The sequence below is a fragment of the Singulisphaera rosea genome (genome assembly GCF_054877945.1).
Window position 1 is genome coordinate 215,751 of record NZ_JBTYIP020000001.1, and the last position, 22,634, is coordinate 238,384.

The 22,634-nt window shown below is 65.6% G+C and carries 12 protein-coding genes; 8 read left to right on the top strand and 4 right to left on the bottom strand.

Features of this window, described 5'->3' with window-relative positions:
* Positions 1–237: 237 nt before the first annotated feature.
* The 4 genes from ACYOEI_RS00880 (at position 238) to ACYOEI_RS00895 (ending at position 10,352) form a co-directional block, all read left to right on the top strand.
* Positions 238–4,326, top strand: coding sequence for a serine/threonine-protein kinase (locus ACYOEI_RS00880; protein WP_462847358.1), 4,089 nt, complete (start codon positions 238–240; stop codon positions 4,324–4,326).
* 140 nt (positions 4,327–4,466) lie between these two features.
* Complete coding sequence (locus ACYOEI_RS00885) at positions 4,467–5,330, top strand: tetratricopeptide repeat protein (RefSeq protein WP_462847359.1); 864 nt, start codon at positions 4,467–4,469, stop codon at positions 5,328–5,330.
* A gap of 31 nt (positions 5,331–5,361) precedes the next feature.
* Positions 5,362–6,330: a nitrilase-related carbon-nitrogen hydrolase gene (locus ACYOEI_RS00890; RefSeq protein WP_462847361.1), complete on the top strand. Its 969-nt coding sequence runs from the start codon at positions 5,362–5,364 to the stop codon at positions 6,328–6,330.
* A gap of 212 nt (positions 6,331–6,542) precedes the next feature.
* Positions 6,543–10,352, top strand: coding sequence for a CRTAC1 family protein (locus ACYOEI_RS00895; RefSeq protein WP_462847362.1), 3,810 nt, complete (start codon positions 6,543–6,545; stop codon positions 10,350–10,352).
* A 140-nt stretch (positions 10,353–10,492) separates the two neighbouring features.
* Here the strand turns inward: ACYOEI_RS00895 and ACYOEI_RS00900 are convergent, their stop codons facing one another.
* The 3 genes from ACYOEI_RS00900 to ubiE form a co-directional block, all read right to left on the bottom strand.
* The gene (locus ACYOEI_RS00900; RefSeq protein ID WP_462847363.1) at positions 10,493–11,362 is read right to left on the bottom strand and encodes a UbiA-like polyprenyltransferase; all 870 of its coding nucleotides are present in this window, start codon (positions 11,360–11,362) and stop codon (positions 10,493–10,495) included.
* The gene (locus tag ACYOEI_RS00905; RefSeq protein WP_462847364.1) at positions 11,343–12,254 is read right to left on the bottom strand and encodes an SDR family NAD(P)-dependent oxidoreductase; all 912 of its coding nucleotides are present in this window, start codon (positions 12,252–12,254) and stop codon (positions 11,343–11,345) included. The genes ACYOEI_RS00900 and ACYOEI_RS00905 overlap by 20 nt, the downstream gene beginning before the upstream one ends.
* A 165-nt stretch (positions 12,255–12,419) precedes the next feature.
* Entirely contained in the window at positions 12,420–13,193 is a 774-nt protein-coding gene (gene ubiE, locus ACYOEI_RS00910; protein WP_462847365.1) for a bifunctional demethylmenaquinone methyltransferase/2-methoxy-6-polyprenyl-1,4-benzoquinol methylase UbiE, read from the bottom strand.
* Positions 13,194–13,476: 283 nt separating this feature from the next.
* On the opposite strand from ubiE, the gene ACYOEI_RS00915 reads away from it, so the two are divergent.
* From ACYOEI_RS00915 to ACYOEI_RS00925, 3 genes are all read left to right on the top strand, one after another.
* Positions 13,477–15,306, top strand: coding sequence for a UbiD family decarboxylase (locus ACYOEI_RS00915; protein WP_462847366.1), 1,830 nt, complete (start codon positions 13,477–13,479; stop codon positions 15,304–15,306).
* A 175-nt stretch (positions 15,307–15,481) separates the two neighbouring features.
* Positions 15,482–18,577, top strand: coding sequence for a PSD1 and planctomycete cytochrome C domain-containing protein (locus tag ACYOEI_RS00920; protein WP_462847367.1), 3,096 nt, complete (start codon positions 15,482–15,484; stop codon positions 18,575–18,577).
* Positions 18,578–18,612: 35 nt separating this feature from the next.
* Positions 18,613–20,091, top strand: coding sequence for a DUF1501 domain-containing protein (locus ACYOEI_RS00925; RefSeq protein WP_462847368.1), 1,479 nt, complete (start codon positions 18,613–18,615; stop codon positions 20,089–20,091).
* 21 nt (positions 20,092–20,112) lie between these two features.
* Here ACYOEI_RS00925 and ACYOEI_RS00930 read toward each other — a convergent pair whose 3' ends face one another.
* The gene (locus ACYOEI_RS00930) at positions 20,113–21,675 is read right to left on the bottom strand and encodes a B12-binding domain-containing radical SAM protein (RefSeq protein WP_462847369.1); all 1,563 of its coding nucleotides are present in this window, start codon (positions 21,673–21,675) and stop codon (positions 20,113–20,115) included.
* 242 nt (positions 21,676–21,917) lie between these two features.
* Here ACYOEI_RS00930 and ACYOEI_RS00935 point away from each other — a divergent pair, with 242 nt between their 5' ends.
* Complete coding sequence (locus ACYOEI_RS00935) at positions 21,918–22,502, top strand: flavin reductase family protein (protein ID WP_462847370.1); 585 nt, start codon at positions 21,918–21,920, stop codon at positions 22,500–22,502.
* Positions 22,503–22,634 lie beyond the last annotated feature (132 nt).

A 22,634-nucleotide genomic window follows, 5' to 3' on the forward strand; every position in this document is an offset into this window, starting at 1 on the left:
CCGACAACCGGTACCCGCGCATCGCATCGTGGGGACCAGGGATCGAGTCGCAAAGCCGAGGGGAGGGGGTCGCCTCGATCTGAGGATTTCGGTAGGATTTCATCGTAGTCTCACTTCAAACGATCACAACTCCCTGATGGCCCGGTTGTGGAGACCCCGCCCACGACCGTGCCGACGATTTTTCCGGGCGGGACGTTCTCCCCGCCTGGTTCCGAAAGGGAAAGGGCCGAGACGAACATGTCCGAGGCGGACTCGACCAAGACCGACAAGGTCGGACCGAGGATCGGCAGTTACCGATTGCTCCAGTCCCTCGGTTCTGGGGGGATGAGCTCGGTCTTTCGGGCCGTCCACATCGAGACCGGACACATCGTCGCCCTGAAGGTTCTCCAACGGGCCCTGGCGAAGAACGGGATCCCGCTCCAGAGGTTCCTGCGCGAGGCGAAAAGCGCCGAGTCGCTGGAGCACCCGAACATCGTTCAGATCTTCGACCGTGGTGTCGACAACGGGCGATATTACCTCGTCCTCGAGTACGTCGAAGGGGGAGACCTCCACGAGCGAGTGCGGACCCAAGGGCCGCTCGGCATCGGGGAATCGCTCCGCATTATCAAGACCGTCGCGAAGGGACTCCAGTTCGCGGCGAGCCGCGGCCTGATCCACCGCGACATCAAGCCTGCCAACCTGCTGCTAACCCCCACGGGCGACGTCAAGATCATCGATCTCGGGCTGGCACTCCAGGCCGACCGCGAGGATGAGCGCGTCACTCGTGAAGGTACGACGGTCGGCACAGTCGACTTCATGTCACCGGAGCAGGCGAGGGATAGCCGAGCGACCAGCGAACGGAGCGACATCTACTCGCTCGGGTGCACGTTCTACTACATCCTCACGGGATCGGCCCCGTTCCCCGGGGGCGATATCGCCGACAAGCTGAGTCGCCATTGCCTTTTGCCGCCACCGAATCCGAAGGAGTTGCGACCCGAAGTATCGACCTCGCTCTCACTCCTGATCCGACGGATGATGGCGAAGAAGCCGGAACAGCGCTTCGCCAACTACGAGGAGTTGATCGACGAGCTCGACGTCGTCCCCACTTTCGAACGCGACGGGGACGCTGGTCCTCTGTACGCGGTCATCGACGACGCGGAGGACGACCGAGACGCAACCCAGATCAGTCGCATTCGGTTTCCGATCGAAGTCGACTCCGTCGAAGGCCGAGGACTCCGACTCGGGTCCGAGTTGGCCGGAGCCCCCACGCTTGGCGTGGAGTCGGGGCAGGGGGAAGTCCCGGGCGTCGATCATTCGGGACTGCTCTACGCCGAGTTGACTCCGCTGCTCGAGGCTTCCCGCGACGAACTCGACGAGCTGCCCTCGAAGGAATCCCAGGCAACAACGTCGCCACGCTCCAGTAGTCCGGAGGTGACCCCGTCCATCGTTGCCCTTATGGAGAGTGAGGAGGAGGAAGCCGAGACAGGGCCGGGTGTCGCGGCGATTCGAGGTCCACGCCCTTCCTTCGACGACGGCTCGCGCCGGTGGATCACCACGTGCGTGACCCTGGGGGCCGGTATCGTCCTCCTGATCATCGGGACCCATCAACTGTTTCAATCCGCGGCCGGGTCCTATCCCGAGCCCCAGGAACCGAATCCAGCAAGGGAATCCCAGATCCTCGCGGCGGCTCCCTCGAACGTCCCGCTCGCGCCGGTAGCGACGAGCCCTCCAAAAGCCATCATGGCACCGGGTCACACTCCCGCAACGAAGGGAGACCACCCGAGCCAACCGGCTCCGCCCACCTGGATTGAGCCGAGTGACCCGCCGCCCGACCTCCAACCCGAACCAAGCTATGGGGTAGGAGTCGAGTCGAAGTTCGTGCCGGATTGGGCCTCGGCCGAGATTCCGACCCGACTCTCGGGTAACTACGCGATGGTTCACCGGGTCGTCGACCCGAGGGATTCGTCGCAACACCCCAACTTGCGCTTCGCACTCGACGTGATCGGCGGGACGATCGAGATCGCCGACAATGGCCCGTTCTTCGAGGACGACCTACGAATCTCGGGGGAGTCCCGATTGATCCGGGGACGCGACGGCTGCCGCCCGATCGTGGCCGTGGATACGCCCCAGTTAGAAGTCGTGCGGGCGCAGCCGGCGGTGATCATGCTCGAGGGGAAATCACTGATCCTCGACGGCCTGGACCTCATCGTGAACGTTCAGGACTTGCCCAAGACGCAGTCGGCGCTCGTCCAATGCCGAGGCGGCTCGTTGACGATCCGGAACTCGACGATCACCATCGTCAACCCCCGGAAGCAACCGTTCTCACTCATAAGGACCCGTACGGCGACGGTCCCCAACCACATTCGCATCGAGTCGACGTTGATCCGGGGCGATGGGACTTCGCTCATCGACTTCGCCGGCGGGAACGCCGAGGCCCTGATCCGACGATCCGCGGTCGTCTGTGGTGTCGAACCTGTGGTCACGGGTTCGGGCACAGAACCGCAGGGAGATCGCCGCCTGTCCTTCGTCCGGTGCCTTGTTCTTGGAGGGAGCTCCCTCGTCGACCTGTCGCGAGGCACCCCGAGTGCTCGCAGGGAATCGACCACGGTCCGTGCCCTGGGATCGACATTCGCGCACACGGCGAAGGGACGGGCGTCGAGCCTGATCATCGCGGCTTCAGAACCCGGGAGAGCAGGGGATTCGATCCATTGGCACGGCGATCACAACCGATTGGTTGGCTGGGCCGAGTTTCTGAGTTCGGCGACCAATAAGCCGTCCAGGATCGCATCCCTCGCGGGGGTCCGAGAAGCCTGGCCGGGAACCGACGCGCATAGCGTCGCTGAGTCGACGAACCTCGAGGTCAGGGCCGATATCGAGCGGATCGCCCCAACCGACTTGTTGACGATCGCCCCGGAACGTTACCCGACGATCTCCCGGATCGCCGTCCCGGCACCCTTCCTCTTCGAGAAAACGCTCGAGACGTTCCGCAAAGTCGCGCCACCCGTCCCCATGGGTCGATCCTCGAACGGTCCGGGCTCGCCCCCGAGTGCCTCGATCACTCCCGTCAGCGCGGCAAAGAGTGCCCAGGCCAAGGATCTCGGATTCGCGGTGATCGGCGACACGCCCGCCCCCGCCCCCGCCCCGACACCGACCATTCGCCCACGCGCCCAGGCGACGAATGCCAAGGTCCGGGACATCGTCTTCGACCCCGGCGTGAGTCCAGACGCCCTCGATCTCGGCCAATTCATCCTCGAGGAGCTGACCTCGACCGATCGGACCCTGCGGGTCAGGATCCGAGGGAGTCGTACGATCCCTTTCACGCCCGTTCGGCTCCCCAACGGAGTCTCGCTCGAGCTCTCTCCGGTCAGTCCGACGACCCCGGCCACCATCATCGCGGCTCCATCGGCCTCGGGCGATGCGCTGATCGAGATCCACGAGGGCGACCTTCGGATCTCCGACCTCCGGCTGGCTCGGGAGTCGAACTCGGGGGTCCAGTTCCTGGTGAAGGTCAATCGTGGCAATCTGCTCCTCGAGCGCTGCTGGCTCTCGGATTCGGAGACGACCCCTCGGTGGGACGGAGGACTCATTTCGTTCCAGGCCTCGAGTACGGAGCCCTTCGCCGAAGCGAGCGCCCTCTTCGATCCGCCGATCCACAAGCCGGTTTGCAGAATCATCGACTCCCTCCTCTCCACCGGCGGTGAGGCCGTACGCGCCGAGGTCGGTCGAGGGATGATCGCCGCCTCGAACTGCGCGATCGCCAGCGGGAGCGTTGCGTTCTCGCTTCGACCATCGAAGGTGGCCAGGGACCGGTTCGACGCCACGCTCGGCCTCGAGCATTGCACGGTTGCGGCCGCAGAGAGCTTCGTCGAGCTGGCCCGATGGCCGGGCTCCGCGCCCGGGCCGGATCGCCCCTGGCTCGTATTGACCCGTGACAACGCCTTCGTCGCCGGTTTCGACCGAGGTGCGAAAGACTCATCAATGCTGCGGGTCGAGGCCGAGTCGCTGGGGCAGGGGGCCCTCTTCTGGCAAGCGGCAAATGACGCCGTCGAGGTGGCCCATTTCACCTCTCGGGCCGAAACACCCCCGTCCTCGAAGACGCGACCCGATGTCGAACGCCAGTGGGTCGAATTCTGGGGGAAGGTCCACATGCACAACATCACGGGACCGAGTCGGCTCCCGGGCGTCCCCCCCAGCGTACGGCTCCTCGGCAAGCTCCACGCTGGCCAGATCGCGCCTGGAGACCTCGCACTCGACCCGAGCTATCACCCGGGGCGTGCCAAGCTGGACGTCGGGCCGGACTTGAAGCGTCTCGGTATCGACCCGACTCGGCCGGCTCGGAGACGGTGACGGCCCCCAGTCACTCACCTGAACAGGTGCCGAATCTTCCCTCGAAGTGGATTGCCTTCGACGGCCTCCCCCCGCGATAATTGACTGTAACGGAAGGTTGTTCGGAAGAGATTCCAGGTCAGGAGGGGGGTCGGCCTGCCATGTCACGCTCACGACCGTTGGGCAGCGTCCTCTGCGTCCTCGCGTCCTTATCTTTGCCGGCCGTCGCCGGCCCACACTCCGGTGGGATGGCTCATCACCACGGGGGGGGGGGTGGCGGTGGTGGCGGCGGAATCCACCACCACGGCGGTGGATTCTCATTCGGGGTCGGGGGCGGCTGGTCCGGGTATCCCTTCCCGTATTACCAGTCTTTCGGCGTGGGCGGATTCCCCATCGTCTTCATGCCGCCGATCATCAACTACAGCCCGAATTGGTATCCGCCCTACTTACCGACGGTTCAGGCCCCGGGCTGGAATGGGGGGGCGCTCGCCGGGCCGATGCCCCCCATGGCGATGGGACGACCGTTGGCGGAAGTGCCGAAGCGCAAGAAGAGCGAACCCGAGCGATCGAAGCAGTTGGTGACGGTCGGCGATCGACTCTTCCGGGCGGGGAACAACCGGCGCGCCACCGAGCGTTACGAGCAGGCCGCCAAGGCCGATCCCCATTCCGCCCCCCCTCGGGTCCGCCTGGCTCAGTGCGCCCTGGTGCGAGGGCAATACGGCGAAGCGGCGAACCATTTCCGCGAGGCCCAGACGGCCGAGCCCGGCTGGCTCGCGAACGCAGGGGACATCCAGACGATCTACTCGGAACCTGCCGACTTCGCCAGACAGATCGCTGCCCTCGAGTCGCATCTCCAGGTCACTCCTGGGGACCGGGACGCCTGGCTCGTGCTCGGGGCCCAGTGGTATCTTTCCGGTCGGACGCAGAAGGCCTCCGACGTCTTCCTGAGACTTTCCGACCGCGCGGCGGACCCGACTCTCGCCGCCTTCCTCGACGCCACGACTCCTGCGGTGGAGTCCCGTTGAGGACGGGACCTCGACCCAGACTTCGAGAAAGGTGAGATCGCTGTCCTCGAGCCCTCCTCGATACTACGCCGCCGCTTGCCAGACCGACTTGCCTTGCCCTCGCGATCGGAGCGAGTTGGCGGGGCGAGTCGGTGCCTTGTTGGGGATGGTCGATCGCGCGGTCGTCGGATACAAGCCGTTCTTCGACGTGAAACTCCTGGCGTTCCCCGAGTTCGCCCACGCCGCACCCATCTACGAGACTCTCGACGAGCTTCGCGATCGACTCGCGGTCGAGATCCCGAACGAACAGACCGACCGTTACGCCGCCAAGGCGAAAGAGCACAACGTCTGGATCCAGACCGGGACCTTCCTCGAAATCGACCGACGCTGGCCCCGGTCGGTCTTCAATACCACATGCCTGGTCGGCCCCGACGGGCTGCTTGCCAAATACCGAAAGGTCAACCCCTGGCTCCCCTGGGAGTTGCACACCAGCCCGGCGGACTTGCCCAAGTATCATGAGCCGATGTTCCCGGTCGTCGAGACTGAAATCGGTCGGATCGGCGCGGCGATCTGCTACGACTGGCTCTTCCCCGAGGCGATCCGCGCCCTTGCGCTCGGCGGAGCTGAGGTCTTGATTCGAGTCTCGGCATACATGGACCCCTGGGGTGCGACGCCCCCAATGGACTGGTGGACGCTTTTCAATCGGGCCCGAGCGGTCGAAAACCTGGCCTACGTGGTGGCCGCGAACCAGGGGGCAAGTGCCTCGAACTATCCCCCGTTTACCTGGCCCGGCGGTAGCATGGTCGTCGACTTCGACGGACGGATCCTGGCCCAAGCCGATCCCGGTCCCGGCGAAAAGATCGTCGTCGCGCCGATCGACATCGACTCGCTCCGCGCCGAGCGGGCTCGCCGCAGCGGGCATCAGATGCTCTCCCACCTCCGACTCCACGCCTATGCCCATTCGGTGTCTCATCCACAGGTTCCCACGTTTCCTCCCCCTCTGAAGCCGGATTCTCGCTAGCCAGAGGGAGGATGTCCGGCATCATTGACGGTGGGCGCAGCGACCTCACCTCGGGCCGCAGTCGCGTCAGCTCCTGTGGCCGGCCTCTCTTTGGCCGTCCGTATCGTGGCTCATCCGGATCGACTCACCCACCGTGGACGGTTCGCGTCTACTCGGCGCCAAATCGAACCGCTATCCTTGAGGTTCTTCCTGACCTCTTGCGAGAGAGCTTCATGCCTCATCGACCGCTCGGCCATCGTCCGTGGTCCCAGACCGTGTTCGTCCTGCTGGCGCTGGCATTCGGTTGCCACCGAGAGCCAGCGCCAACGCTCGGCCCCGTTGCAGGCTCGCCGAACGAACCGAACACCTCAGAGGCGGTCAAACCGAAGGCCGAGCCGCTCCGCGACGAAATCCCCTCGGCGGAGATGGATAAGGTCGTCGGAGAACACCTCCGCGGCCTCGGTCACATGGAGCGATACGAATACGACAAGGCGGCCGAAGCCTTTCGCGAGGTGCACGAGAGGGCCCCGGGTTGGATCCCGGGTTCGATCAACCTGGCGATCGCCTATCTGAACCAGACCGGCACTCAGGCGGAGGGGGCGAAAGCCGGCGGGGCGAGCCCGCGCGGAGAAGGGGAGGGGGCGGGCGGTCAGGTCGCCCCGACTCAGTTCGAGCGGGCCCTCGGGCTCCTGGATGGGGTCCTCACAAGGGCGCCGGGGAACCTCCACGCCCATTATTGCCGGGGCGTGATCCTCGAATACCTCGGCAAGCTCGCCGACGCCCATCGCGACTACACGTTCGTCGCCGAGCATGATCCGAACGATGCGCATGCTTGGTACAAGGTAGGGAGCACTCTCGCCGATCCCGAGGCCCCCGATCGCCCCGCCGGTCCGAAGCAGGCGAAGCAGCTCATCGAGATCTACACGAAGGCCCTCGAGCGGAATCCCTATCTCGTCAGCGCCCTGTACAAGCTCCAGTTCGCCTACGCCTGGGCGGGCGAGCGCGACAAGCAGAAGACGTTGCTCCAGCTCTGGCAACGTCTCAACCCGAAGAGCAACGCCGCCGGGCCCGGCGACACGGCCGAATCGTTCTATGGCGAGATGGGACGGTACGCGCAGGTCGTGAACCCGATCCCAACCGCGGCCCCCGCCGCCAAGCCAGGGATCCCTCCCCGCTTCGACGTCCCCAAGACGATCACCGTCGCACTCCCGACTGAGTGTCGCTGGGTTCAGCCCGACGACTTCACACGGTCGCTTGCCGTCGTCGGTCGAGCGAGGTCCCGCTTCGGGGCCGCGTCGGCAAGCCTCGACGCGGATGGCGACGGACGTCTAGACCTTTTCCTGGCCTCCGCTGTCCACGGCCCGGGCGGGGTCCGCGACGTGCTCTTACTCAACCGAGGCGAGGGCCGTTTCGAGGACGCCTCCGCCGCGTACGGCTTGCCGGCCTCCGGGGGCAGCCTCGGCGTCGCGGCGGCCGACTTCGACGCCGATCGTAGGATCGACCTCTTCCTCTCCGGGGTCGGAACAGCTCGACTTCTCCGGAATGTTGGCGGCCGATTCGAAGACGTCACAAAGGCCGCCGGTATCTCGGTGGACGCCTTGAGCCTCACCGCACGCTGGCTTGACCTCGACCAGGACGGCGACCTCGACCTCTATGTGGTCAACTACACGAGTCCGGACCATGCCGAGACGGCGTTCACCGAGACAAGGCCCCCCGGCACTCCCAATCAAGCGTTCCGCAACGACGGACAGCCCGCCGCGATCGCCGGCCGACCCAAGGACAACTGGGCCCCGCTCGGGGTGGCTACCGATGAGCTCGCGGCCAAGTCGGGACTTTCGATCGCCTTCACCGCCTGGCCTGAGGCCGAGGTCCTCAAGGGCGGATCCAGCCCTCACGTCGCCGTGGCCTCGCTCGACATCGACGAGGATCGAGACATCGACCTCGTTCTCGCGTCGGAAGGCAACCCGCCCCTCGTCGTGCTGAACGACCGACTCGGACGATTTCACGCCGCCGAGGCGAGGGGGATGGACGCGAAGGAGCCGATCTCAGGGATGCTCGTCACCGACCTCGATAAAGACGGTCGGACCGACGTCGTCGCCGTCTCCGCGACCGGACGAACCTCCCCGTGGCGGAACGTGACGGACCGGACCGCGGAAGCGGGCCGGACGTACTGGGAAGCTTGGCCGAGCAACGGAGTCGGTTGGACGAATGCCGTGGCCGCCGACCTCGACCTCGACACCTGGACCGACCTGGTCGGCATCTCGAGCAGGCCACTGTCGTCCTCTCCCTCATGGGCGAGGAATGACGGGAAGCGGCTGGAGACTTCTCCGCTGACCCTTGGACCAGGCGTCGACGAGGGCAAACCACTGTCGGGATTCGCACTGGCCGACTTCGCGGGAGACCCCTTGCCGGACTTGTTCCTGATTCAAGACGGGGCCGCCCCTCGGCTGGCGCGGAACCTCGGCAACGGCCAGCACTGGCTGTCGATCGACCTCTCCGGGCGTTGGAAGACATTCCCGGACCACATGAGGAGCAACTCCCATGGGACGGGGACTCGCCTGACGCTGGAAGGGCAGGGGTTGCTCGTGCCCTTCGATGCGTCCACGATTTACGCCGGACTCTCCCAGTCGGTCGGACCGTTCGTGCTGGGACTCGGGAAGGTCCCGACCGCCTCGCTCCTTCGCCTCCGATGGCCCGACGGGACGATGCAGTGCGAGTTGAACGTGGTCGCGGATAAGACGCTCTCTCTCGCCGAACATAATCGAAAGACGGGGAGCTGCCCGGTCCTTTTCACGTGGAACGGCGAACGTCTCGTCTGCCTGGGGGACTTCCTGGGAGGGGGTGGCCTGGGATACCTCGTCGCCCCGGGCGTCTACGGACAGCCCGACCGCGATGAGTCGGTCGCGATTGCGCCCGACCAGCTCAAGCCGGAGAACGGCGTCCTCCGACTCTCCGTCGTCGAGCCGATGGACGAAGTTGCCTATCTCGAGAAGCTCTCGCTGGATGTCATCGATCGGCCCCCGGGGGTATCCACAACTCCCGACGAGCGGTTCGCCCCCGAAGGGCCTCGGCCGACCGGCGAGGTCATCGCCTGGCGCGAGACGATCGACCCCGTGAAAGCGACCGACCTGCACGGCCGCGACGTCACCGAGACTTTGAAGGCCTGGGACCGCAAGTCGGTTGACGACTTTCGACGCCTGAACGGTTGGATCGGGTATGCCGAGGAGCACGGCATCATCCTCGATTTCGGCGATCGGCTCTCGCGGTTTCAACCGAACGACCCGCTGGTCCTCTGCCTCGCGGGTTGGGTCGAGTACCCGTATTCGCAAACGAACTACGCCGCGGCAACGGCGGGGGTGGCCTTGAAACCTCCGGCGATCGAGCGTCGCCGAGAGGACGGGACGTGGGAGGTGATCGAACCGAACGCGGGCTATCCCGCGGGGCTCCCTCGCATGATGACGGTCGATCTGACGGGGAAACTCCGGGGCTCGTCCTGTGTCCTCCGGATCCGAACGAACATGGAGTGCGCCTGGGACCAGGCGTTCCTGGCCGTCCGAGATCGGAGCCTGCCGATCCGCGTTTCGAGGCTTGCGGTTTCACGTGCCGTGCTCGGGGAGCGAGGTTATCTACGCGAATCCTCGCCCGATGGCCGCGCCCCGTTGCTTTACGACTACGAGCACGTCGACCCCGCCCCGTTGGCCAGGATGTCCGGGCGGCTCACTCGGTTCGGCGATGTGGCGACGCTCCTCAAGGCCGATGACGACCAGCTCTGCACCGTCGGGCCGGGTGACGAGGTTCGCCTCGAGTTTGATGCCGTCGCCGCCCCGAAGCTGCCGGAGGGATGGACGCGTTCCTACGTCCTCCGCTCCGTCGGCTACTGCAAGGACGCCGATCCGTTCACGGCCGCGAGCGACTCCGTCGAGCCTCTCCCCTGGCGAGGGATGCCCGCATACCCCTTCGGCCCCGAGGGCGAAAGGCCTCGAGACGCCGAGTATGACAGCTATCTGAAGGAGTATCAGACCCGGCCCGCGGGTGATCGTTGACTACCCCCCGTTCCATTCAAATGCTAGGGCCGTCTTGTTTCACGGGAAACATTGAGTAACGCTCGGTGGGCAATGCCCACCGGGTCGTCACTATGGCGAGGCATCGCGACTGACCTCACCAATAACCCGGCCATCCCGCCCTAGACCAAGAGGTCGACCAGGCCGAACACGAGCAGCCCCATGCTGATCGCGATGTTCACCTGGAAGAACGCGACGTTCACGCGTGTCAGGTCGTCGGGGCGGACGATCGCGTGCTCGTACCCCAGGAGGATCGACACCGCCGTGACGCCGACGAAGTACACGGCACCGAGGGGATAGGCGACACCCAGCGCGATGAGAGTCAACACCATCACGGCGTGGCAGGCCGCGGCCAATCGCAGCGCACCTTTCACACCCAACCTCGACGGGACGCTGTGCAGGCCCGCGGTGCGGTCGAAGTCGACGTCCTGGCATGCGTAGATGATGTCGAAGCCCGAGACCCAGAAGAGCACCGCCAGCCCGAGCAGAACCGGTGGCCAGGCAAGATCGCCGCGCAAGGCGATCCACGCCGCGATCGGCGCGAGCATCAGTGCCCCGCCGAGCCAGAAGTGGGCCAGGCTCGTGAACCGCTTCGCGAACGAATAGCCGAGGAGCCAGAGGAGCACCGGGACCGACAAATAGATCGGCCAGCGGTTCGGGAGGAACAGGAGCGTCGACGCGACGAATCCCACCGCACTCGCCACGGTAAAGATCGACACCGAGGCGACCGAGAGTTGTCCGCTGGGCAAGTGCCGCATCGCGGTCCTCGGATTCTTCGCATCGATCGAGCGATCGATGAGCCGGTTGAAGGCCATCGCCGCAGATCGGGCGGTCGCCATGCAGAGCAGGATCCCGAGCCAGTCTTGGGGGCGGCCATGCCAACCGTCGGGGGCATACGCGGCGAGAGCGGCGCCGAGGAGGGCGAAGGGGAGGGCGAACAGCGTATGGCTGAACTTGATCATCCCCAGGAGGTCATTCAGTCGGCCGAGCATCGCCGTGGCTCCCTACCAGTCGCGAGTTCTCTTCCAGCCGCTCGAAGTGGCGGGCCATGGTGGTGAAGGCCACGTCCCCGAGGGCGGGCCAGGCGCGGAATACTCCGCCAAGGAGTCGGAAGGGCCAAACCACCCTCCGGCGGACCGAGAGTCGCCGCTTCGGGGAGTCGATCAAGTCGACGATCCTGCGGGCCACGTCGTCGACCTGGGCCGACATCCACGGGGCAGGGGCGTCGAGCATCGGGTGATATTCCCCCCCCGGTCGAATCAGCCGCTCGATCGCGCTGAAGAATTCGGTGTGGACTGGTCCAGGCTCCACGAGGCAGACCTTGAGCCCTTTGTGGCGGAGCTCGCGGCGGAGCGCATCATTCCAGTAAGCCAGGCCCGCCTTGGTCGCACCATAAGCGCCAAGTGCCGAGTTGGGAACGCTGGTGATCGCCGAACCGATATTGATGATCGTCCCCGGACTCGCGAGCAGGTGGGGCAGGGCGGCCCTGGTGAGCAAGAGTGGCGCGACGAGGTTGACCTCGATCTGGCGGCGCAGCTCACTCGCGTCCGAGTCGGCGAACAGGGAGGGGAGGCCGAAGCCCGCGTTGTTGATCAGGACGTCGAGCCGGCCGAAACGCTCGACCACGTCCCCGATGATCTGGTCGGGGGCCGAAGGGTCGCTCAGATCGGCGGGGAAAGCCTCGACCTCGATCGAAGGTCGATCGGAGCCGCGGGCCTTGTCCTCGGCAAGCAACCTGTCGGCGAGCGTCTGGAGTCGGTCGCCACGCCTGGCCGTGAGGGCGAGGTGGTAGCCTCGACTCGCAAGCTCGAGGGCCAGGGCCGCCCCGATCCCGGCCGAGGCCCCGGTCACCAAGACGACTTTCGGTGGTGCGGCGGGGGACATCAAATCAGTCCTCTCCTCGGACACGGCCCCGGGTCTCGTCGAGCTCTCCCCGATGTCGAATCGGAGTCAGACCGAGACCGAGCCGATCGCGAATCCCTGCGACCTCGAGACAAGCCACGCTGAGTTGGCTTCGATCAAGGACGACGTCGACGACGGACGCATCGCTCATCCGACCGTCCCTCGGCCGGGCTTCACGCCCACGTAGAGGGTGGCGATGCCGAACGTCAAGGGATACTGGCGGAGTTCGGTCAGGCCTCGCTCGGCCATCAGGTCGAGCATCGCCTGGCCGTCGGGGAACTGGAGGACGCTGTTGGGCAGGTAGTCGTAGGCGTCGTACTGGTTCGGGGCGATCGCCTGGCCGACCCTGGGGAGGACGTGGCGGAAGAACCCCATGTAGATCCGGCCAAGCACCGGGCCTCGGGGCCTCGAGAACTCGAGGATCGCGACCTTACCGCCCGGCCGAGCGACCCGGATCATCTCGTCGAGGCCACCGGCCGTGTCGTTCACGTTGCGGAGGCCAAAAGCGACCGTCACGACCCCGAACGTGTCGCTGGGGAGGGGAAGCCTGAGCGTGTCCCCTTCGATCAAGGCAACCCGGCCTTCGGCGCCCGCCTTGCGGACCTTCTGGTTGCCGATACGGAGCATCTCGCGGCAGAAGTCGGAGCCGACGACCGGCGACTGCCCTCGGCTCGCCCGGTCGTAGGCAAGGGCGAGGTCGGCCGTCCCGGTGCAGCAGTCGAGGATCGGCACCCCCGGCTCCGGCGGGACCGTCCGCGTCGTGAAACTCCGCCAGAGCTTGTCGATGTTCAAGCTCAGGAGGTGGTTCATCAGGTCGTACTTGCCCGCGATCGACGTGAACATCGAGCGCACGCGCGTCGAGGACTTGTCAACCGGCACTTCGAGACGCAGGCGTTGCGAAGGTTCCGTCTCCGTGGACATTTCGATCCCTTTGCGGATCACGAGGGCAGGGCAGGGGGTACGCACCCCCCGGATCTTCATTGTATACGAGCCCACACCGCGCTTGTCCACGCGGACTGCCGGCTGAATCCTTGCCCGAGCTCGCCTTCACGAGTCTCAGGACCATGCCCCTTGGCGTTGCCGTGGGCGATTCCCTAGTCTGGAACGGCAACGGGCCGCGGGTAAGGCGGCGGTGGAGGAATGTCCTCGCGTCGACAACCTCCGCCTCGGATCGGATGGACACGGAAAGGGCTCGTCTCTCGCCATGGGCTATCGCACGCTGGCCGACTGTGTTGACGACCTTCGAGAACGCGGCGACCTCGTCGCGATCGACCGGGAGATCGACCCCTACCTCGAAGCCTCCGCCATCCAGCGCCGAGTCTTCGAGGCGCAGGGGCCTGCCCTCCTGTTCCCGAGGGTCAAGGGGACCGCCTTCCCGATGGTCGGGAACTTGTTCGGGACGATGGCGCGGACCCGGCTGATCTTCCGCGACACGCTCGATGCCGTCCGAAAGCTGGTCGAGGTGAAGGTCCGCCCTCCCGAAATCCTGAAGCGTCCCTGGCGATACCGAGGCCTCCCCGCCACGGCGCTCCACTTGCTTCCCATACGTGTCTCGCGGGGCCCGATCTTGGAAGGAACAACCACGGTCGACCGACTTCCCCAACTCCACTCGTGGCCGGGAGACGGGGGAGCGTTCGTGACATTGCCCCAGGTCTACACCGAGGATCCCGACCGTCCGGGCCTCGCACGGTCGAACCTCGGGATGTACCGGGTGCAGCTCACCGGCAACGACTACGTGACGAATCGCGAGGTCGGGCTGCACTACCAGATCCATCGAGGGATCGGAGTTCATCACGCGTCGGCGATCCGGAAGAACGAACCGCTGCGGGTGAACGTCTTCGTCGGCGGTCCCCCCGCCATGACCGTCGCCGCCGTGATGCCCTTGCCCGAGGGACTCCCCGAGCTCGCCTTCGCCGGGGCGTTGGGAGGTCGGCGCGTGCGCATGGTCATCGCGGCCAACGGGTTACCCATGCCGGCCGAGGCCGACTTCGTGATCTCGGGCACTGTCGACCCCGACCTAAGGAAGCCGGAAGGTCCGTTCGGGGACCACCTGGGATACTACAGCCTGACCCACGACTTCCCGGTGCTCCGAGTCGAGCGGGTGTACCACCGCCCCGGCGCGATCTGGCCGTTCACCTCGGTCGGAAGGCCTCCGCAGGAGGATACGTCCTTCGGCGACCTGATCCACGAGCTGACCGGCCCGCTCATCCCGACGGTCCTCCCCGGCGTCAAGGCCGTGAATGCCGTCGACGCCGCCGGCGTACACCCGCTTCTCCTGGCAATCGGCAGCGAGCGTTACGTCCCCTACGCCGACGTACGTCGCCCTCAGGAGATTCTGACCACCGCGAACGCGATTCTCGGCCAGGGGCAGATGTCCCTGGCGAAGTACCTCCTGATCGTCGCGAGCGAAGACGACCCGACGCTCGACATCCACGACATCCCCGCGTACTTCCGCCACGTCCTCGCGCGAGTCGACTGGACCAACGACCTCCATTTCCAGACCCGTACGACGATCGACACCCTCGACTACTCGGGGGACGGGTTGAATCAGGGGTCGAAGGTCGTGATCGCCGCGGCCGGTCCCCCGCGCCGGGGACTCCCGACGGAACTGCCCTCGGAGCTTCGGATCGCCGAGGGATTCCACTCCCCCAAGGTCGCCTTGCCGGGGATCCTCGCGGTTCAGGGCCCCCCCTACCGCACGGATGTCGAGGACCTGGAGCGTTTCTGCCGAAGCGTGTCGCCGGACGATCCTATTCGTCAATTCCCCCTGATCGTGCTCGTTGATGACAGCGAGTTCGTCGCACGTCGTGAGAAAAACTTCCTTTGGGTCACGTTCACCCGCTCGAATCCGGCGGCGGATATCAGTGGGGTCGACTCGTTCGTCTCACAGAAGCACTGGGGATGCCGGGGGCCGCTCGTCATCGACGCGAGGATCAAGCCGCACCACGCCCCTCCGCTCATCGACGACCCCGAAGTCGAGCGACGCGTCGACGCATTGGCGGCTCCCGGCGGTCCGCTCCACGGGGTCTATTGACGTCCGAAGGTCTGAGACGTGAAAGACGTACGGGGGATTGGAGTCGGGGTCGTCTTGGTGTAGCCTCAAGGTCTCGCACGCCGACGACCAGCCGCGCCTCGGCTCATTCCGACGGATTGCCACGCAGGACGCCTTGAATCGTCCCCAAAGTTGCCAGCCCAGAGAGGTCCGAACGATGGTGGGACGGACGAACTTCGCCCCCGGCTCCCCGGCCCTGGGTTACCTGCTCGGGCTCGCGCTCCTGTTGATCCCCGCGAGGGGCGCCGAACCGGACGCGAAGGAGCTCGAGTACTTCGAGTCCAAGGTGCGGCCGATCCTGGTCGAACGATGTTACTCGTGCCACTCGACTGAGGCGAAGAAGAGTCGAGGGAACCTCCTCCTCGACTCGAAGGATGGTTGGCAGAAGGGGGGGGATTCGGGACCCGCGATCGTCCCCGGCTCGCCCGACCAGAGCCCGATCGTCAAGGCAATCCGATACGACGACCCGGACCTCAAGATGCCCCCGAAGGGCAAGCTGGCGGAGGAGGAGATCGCCATCCTCGAGGCCTGGGTCAAACGAGGGGCCCACGACCCTCGGGCCAAGCCGGTGGCCGCCTCGGGAAAGCGAGTCATCGACATTGAGGGCGGGCGAAGCTTCTGGTCGTTCCAGCCCCTCTCCACCGCGCCCCTCCCAGTCGTGCGCGATCCATCGCGATGTTCGAACGACATCGATCGGTTCGTCCTCGCCGCGCTCGAGTCTCGAGGGATCGAGCCCAACCGGCCCTTGGCACGTCGACAGCTTATCCGCCGCGCCTCCTTCGATCTGGTCGGGCTCCCGCCGACGCCGGAGGAAGTCGAGGCGTTCGTGGCCGACTCGTCGGCCGACGCCTATGATCGACTCCTCGACCGACTGCTCGCCTCGCCCCACTACGGCGAGCGCTGGGGTCGACACTGGCTCGACCTCGCACGATTCGCCGAGAGTCACGGGTTCGAGCATGACACCGATCGCCCCTCGGCGTACCACTACCGCGACTTCGTGACCGAGGCCCTCAACCAGGATCTCCCCTTCAACACGTTCGTCACCTGGCAGCTCGCGGGCGACGAGGTCGCGCCCGAGAACCCCCTGGCCTTGAAGGCGACGGGCTTTCTGGCGGCGGGGGTCCACAGCACCCAGATCACGGCAAACCAGGTCGAGAAAGAGCGGTACGACGAGCTCGACGACATCGCGAGCACCATCGGGACCTCGATGCTCGGCCTGACGATCGGATGTGCTCGATGCCACGACCACAAGTACGACCCGATCCCCCAACGCGACTACTACCGTCTGGTCTCCACGTTCACGACGACCGTCCGCTCCGAGATCGAACTGATCGTCGACCCTTCGGGCCTCGATCGCGCACGAACCGCCTTCATTGAAGAGCACAAACCCTACGTCGCCGACCTCGCCCGGTTCGAGGCGGAGGTCCTCCCCGGTCGCCTCGAGACCTGGGAACGGGAACGCTCGGCGTCGACCGAACCCCCCGCCTGGTTGACCCTCGACTTGTCAAGCCGGACGTCCCAGGGAGGAGCGACCTTCTCGAAGCGCGTCGACGGCTCCTGGCTCGTCGGGGGCAAGAATCCCGACTTCGACACGTATACTCTGGTCGCCACCGCCTCCCCGATCGGAATCACGGCGATGCGTCTCGAGGTCCTCCCCGACCCCTCGCTCGTCCACGGAGGTCCGGGGCGTGCGGACAATGGCAACTTCGACCTCACCGACTTCCGCGTGATGGCCGCACCAAAGGACGGCTCGTCTCGTCCCGAGCCGGTTCGCCTGCGGAACGCCAGGGCGAGCTTCGAGCAACCGGGGCTCCCGATCAAGGCCGCCATCGATCGGGACAAGGCCTCCGGCTGGGCGATCGACCCCCAGTTTGGCAAACCCCAATCGGCGCTCTTCGAAGTCGACGGGGACCTGGGGCACCCCTCGGGGACGGTCCTCACCTTCGTCCTCGACTTCCGGGGAAACCGACGCCACGGGATCGGCCGGCTCCGGCTCTCGGTAACCAGCCTCCCTCGGTCGCTCGCCTCGTTGTACGGGGAGACGATCCCCATGGAGATCTGGTCCATCCTCGCCAGGCCCCGATCGGAGCGGTCGAAGGAGCAGGGCATCACCCTCCTCGATTGGTATCGAACGATCGATCCCCTCTGGCAGGCGAGGAGCAAGGCGGTCGAGGAGCACCTGGCGAAAGGGCCGAAGCCCAGGACGTCGAAGGCCCTGATCGCCAGCGAGGGTCTGCCCGCGGTCCGGCTCAACACACAGGGGGGGGACTTCCTCGAGAAGACCCACCTGTTGAAGCGGGGTGATCCCAATCAGAAGTTGGAGGAAGTGCTCCCCGGATATCTCCAGGTCCAGATGTCGAGCGCAGCGACGGAATCGCGCTGGAAGATCAACCCTCCCTCCGAGTCTCGGACCACGTTCCGACGCGCCTCGCTCGCCAACTGGCTCACCGATCCCAACGATGGCGCCGGTCGGCTCCTCGCCCGGGTGATCGTGAACCGGCTCTGGCAGCATCACATGGGACGTGGGATCGTCTCCACCCCCAGCGACTTCGGCGCCCAGGGGGAAAGGCCGACCCATCCCGAGCTGCTCGACTACCTCGCCGGCGAGTTGATCCGAGGAGGTTGGCGACTGAAGCCGATCCATAAGCGGATCATGTCGTCGGCCGTCTACCGCCAAGAGGCTCGAATCGACCCGGTGAAGTTGAAGCTCGACCCGGAGAATCGTCTCCTCTGGCGGCAAGAACGCCGGAGGCTCGAAGCCGAGATCATCCGGGATGCCATGCTCGCGGTCTCGGGCCAGCTCGACCCGACCTTGTACGGACCGGGGACCCTCGATCCGAATCAAAGGCGGCGCAGCCTCTACTTTACCGTGAAGCGGAGCCAGTTGATCCCGATGATGACGCTGTTCGATGCGCCGGACACACTCCAGGGGATCGGTGTGCGTGCCACGACCACCGTCGCCCCCCAGTCACTCCTCCTCCTGAACAGCACAATCGTCCGGGGATGGGCCGAGGGATTCGCCTCGAGGATCGCCCGGAGCTCCGGGGGATCCACCGAGGAGATCATCCGCTCGGGCTATGGGATCGCCCTGGGCCGCCCCCCGGCTCCGGGAGAAGCGCAGGATGCACGGGCCTTCCTCGACCGCCAGGCCAAGCTCCACCGAAAGGGCGGGGGAGGTGACCCGGAAGAATTGGCCCTCAGAGACTTCGCCCAGGTGTTGTTGAGCCTCAACGAGTTCTTCTACGTCGAGTGAGTCCGCCGATCGGCTCCGCGCCTGGAGATTGAACGATGCCTCGAATCCCCCACGCATTCGCGACCCCGAGCCCGACGTTCCGAACGCGCCGAGAGTTCCTCCGCCGGACGGGGTCGGGGCTCGGTATGCTTGCCCTGTCGGGTTTGCTCGACGCCGAAGCCACGCTCCGATCGGCCTCGGCCGGGGAATCCGACCGGGCGCTACATCCCCTGGCCCCGAAGTCCGGCCACTTCGCGACCGGGGCCAAGTCGGTCATCTGGCTGTTCCTGAACGGGGGGCCGAGCCAGGTTGATACCTGGGACTACAAGCCGGAGCTCGAGAAGCGGCACGGCCAGGAGCTTCCCGGCTTCGACAAGAACACCGGGTTCTTCACCGGGCAGGTCGGCCCGCTGATGAAGTCTCCGTTCCGATTCCGTCGGCACGGCGAGTCCGGGGCGTGGGTCTCGGAGATCTTCCCGAACCTCGCCCGCCACGTCGACGAGATGGCGTTCCTCCACGCCTGCCATACCGAGACCAACAACCACTCCCCCGCGCTCTTCGAGATCAACACGGGGATGAGCCGTATGGGCTTCCCCTGCGTCGGTTCCTGGGTCACTTACGGGCTCGGCACGGAGAACCAGAACCTCCCCGGCTTCGTCGTGATGTACGATACCCTGGGACGCGGACTCCCCAAGGGCCACGCCCTGAACTGGGGTCCGGGATTCCTGCCGGGCATTTATCAAGGGACGGCCTTGAACCCACAAGGCGTGCCGATCGACAACCTGACCCGCCTGCCCGAGGTCTCCGCGGACGAGCAGCGGTCGCAACTCGACCTGATCGCGCGGCTCAACGGCCGATACCAGGAGGAGAACCCCGACGAGGTCGCGCTCGCCGCCCGGATCGAGTCGTTCGAGCTCGCCTACCGGATGCAGATGTCCGCCCCCGAGGCGCTCGACCTCGACCGAGAGTCGAACGCGACGCGAACCCTCTACGGCCTCGACGACCCGAAGTGTGGCCACTTCGCCAAGCAGTGCCTCATGGCGCGCAGGATGGTCGAACGTGGCGTCCGTTTCGTCCAGATCTACAGCGGCGGGATGGAGAACGAGCGGAGCTGGGATGGCCACACCGACATCGTTTCGAACCACGGCGGCTTCGCCCTCGAGACCGACCAGCCGATCGCCGCCCTCCTGACCGACCTGAAAGGCCGAGGCCTACTCGACTCGACGCTCGTCGTCTGCAACGGTGAGTTCGGCCGGCTTCCGATCGTCCAGAAGGGGGGGACGGGTCGCGACCACAACCCGCATGCGTTCACGACCTGGATGGCCGGCGGCGGTGTGAAGCCGGCCGTTCACCACGGCGAGACCGACGAGTTCGGGCACAAGGCGGTCGTCGACCGCGTGAGCGTCAACGACCTCCACGCCACGATCCTCCACCTCCTAGGGATCGACCACACCCGACTCACCTACCGCTTCAACGGTCGAGACTTCCGCCTCACCGACGTCGCCGGCCAGGTGGTGAAGGCCGTCGTGGCCTGAACTTCGCGAGTCTCGGCCCGTTCACGTGTTGACCAGTCGCGACTCCCCGCGGACCATCTGGCGGGTCATGATCGCGAAATGCGTGTGCATGACGCATTTGAACGCGAACTGGAAGAGGTAGCGCGGGGGACGGCCCGAGGTCAGCAGCTTCCGCAACGTCTTCGCGTAGACGTGGCGGTAGGGTTTCGACCGAGGGTCGAGGAAGACCCGGACGAGGATCCCGATCGCCGCCAGGATCGTGAGCGTCTGGTTCGCCGCGTACTTGAGCGGCCGGTGCCGACGGAGCCATTCCATCTTCGCCGTACCGAGGGGGAGCTTCCCCTCGATGAAGAGCTCGTCGAACCGTTCGAAGTAGTTTTCGGCGTCGTAGAGCCGGTCCATAAGGTCGAGCCAGCCGTCGCGCATCGCCTCGCGGGACATGAGCAGGGGGATGACGTTCGTCGCGATGTTAGGGTCGTCGGCGGCGGCATTGTCGAGTCGGCCCGCGGCCTCGAGCCGTTCGTAGAGCGGGGTCTTCGGGATCGCCGAGAGCATCCCGGCCATCGCCCCGATGATCTTCGCGCGGCTGAGGAATTCGAACTGGCGGTCGAAGATCGTCTCGTCGTCCTGGTCGAAGCCGACGATCATCCCCGCGTAGACCTCGAGACCGGCGGCCTGGACCTTGTGGACTCGGTCCAAGAGGCTGCCGCGCACGTTCTGATACTTCTTGGTCTCGCGGAGCGCCTCTTCATCCGGGCTCTCGATCCCGATGAAGACCGCGACCATCCCGGCCTCGGCCATCAAGCGGAGGAGCTCGTCATCCTCGGCCAGGTCCAGCGACGCCTCGGTGAAGAAGGCGAGGGGATACCCGTGCCGATGCTGCCAGTCGACGATCGCGCGAAGCAGGACCTTGGCCGCCTTCTTGTTGCCGATAAAATTGTCGTCGACGAGGAAGATCACCCGAGCGCCGAGGCGGTGTTGCGCCTCGATCTCCGCGATGACCTGGTCGGCCGTCTTGAGTCGAGGGCGCCGGCCGAAGATCACGATGATGTCGCAGAACTCGCACTGGAACGGGCACCCGCGCGAGGTCTGGATGCATCCCATCGAGTATTCGCGAAAAGGGACGAGGTCGTAGCGGGGGAGGGGGACCTTCGTCATGTCGGATTTTTCGGCCTGTTCGTAGCGGCGTTGCCATTCACCCCGTTTCCAGTCCTCCAGGAACTTCGGCCAGGTTTCTTCCGCCTCGCCGATGAAGATCACGTCGACAAGGCCATCAAACCAATTCTCGGCGACGGTGATCCAGGGGCCTCCCACGACAACGAAGATGTCACGGGCCTGTAACTCCAGGAGGATGTCGCGCATCCGGTCGCGCTGGACGGTCATCCCTGTCAGCCCGACGATGTCGAACCCGCGGAGTGCGTCGAAGTCGATCTCCTCGATATTTTCATCGATCAGGACGACTTCATGCTCTTCGGAGGTCAGGCCCGCGATTGTTGGCAGGGCCAGGACCGGCATGTTGGCCTTCTTACCGAGCAAGGGAAGGCCATGATTGAGCCCCCAGAACGAGGTCGGGAATCGCGGGTTGATCAGGCAAATCCTAGCCATCGAATAAGAGCCTCAGCCTGGAGGAACCGGATCGGACCCGACGCAACACGAGTGAGGAACTCACCCTAAGGAGGGAGCGTGAGGTTATCATCGCCTCTGCCACGCCACAATAGGAAGGTGATCGCAATCCGGCCGACTTCGCCGTCGCAAATCCGATGGGTCGGCAATCAAGGGCATGAGCGTCGAGTTTGAGGCACATCCTCAACCCCTCCGCAACCATGGCCATGTTCAAAGGAATCGGTATGGATACGACCGGAGCCTCGCAGCTCTTCCGACACCTCGACCGTGAGCTCTGGCTCGTGACCTCGGCCTCCGGGGGCCGACGTGGAGGTTTGATCGCGACGTTCGTCAGCCAGGCGTCGCTCCCCCCTCGACTTCCTCGAGTCGTGATCGGGATCGCCAAGCAACATCACACAGGGAGGCTGATCGAGCGGAGTGGGGCCTTCGCGCTCCACCTCATCGCCCCGGAACGGATCGACTGGGTCTGGCGATTCGGGCTCCAGTCCGGCCGGGACGTGACCGACAAGTTCGCCGGTCTCTCGCCGAAATCCGGCGCGACGGGCTCCCCCCTGTTCGAGGAAGCCCCAGGTTGGCTCGACTGCCGGGTCGAGTCGACCACCGACACCGGCGATCGGACGATCTTCCTCGCCGAAGTCGTCGATTCACGGTTCGAACCTAGACCGTTTTTGACCACGAAGGAGATGATCGCACGAGCCCCGGAGGACCGGCGGGACGAGTTGCGACGCCAGATCGATAGGGATGTCGAGGTCGATACCAGGGCCATCGAGATCTGGCGGAGCGGTCGAGGTCCGAAGCAGGGCAGGTGATCGGGAGGACGTCAGTACCGCCAAGGGGAGACGGCGAGCTCTTCGACCCATGAGATCGGGCAAGCATTCCGGTCCCAAACCCTGTTCACGTTTCAGCCCATGAGTCCATGCATTTGTCGGACGACCTCGGCC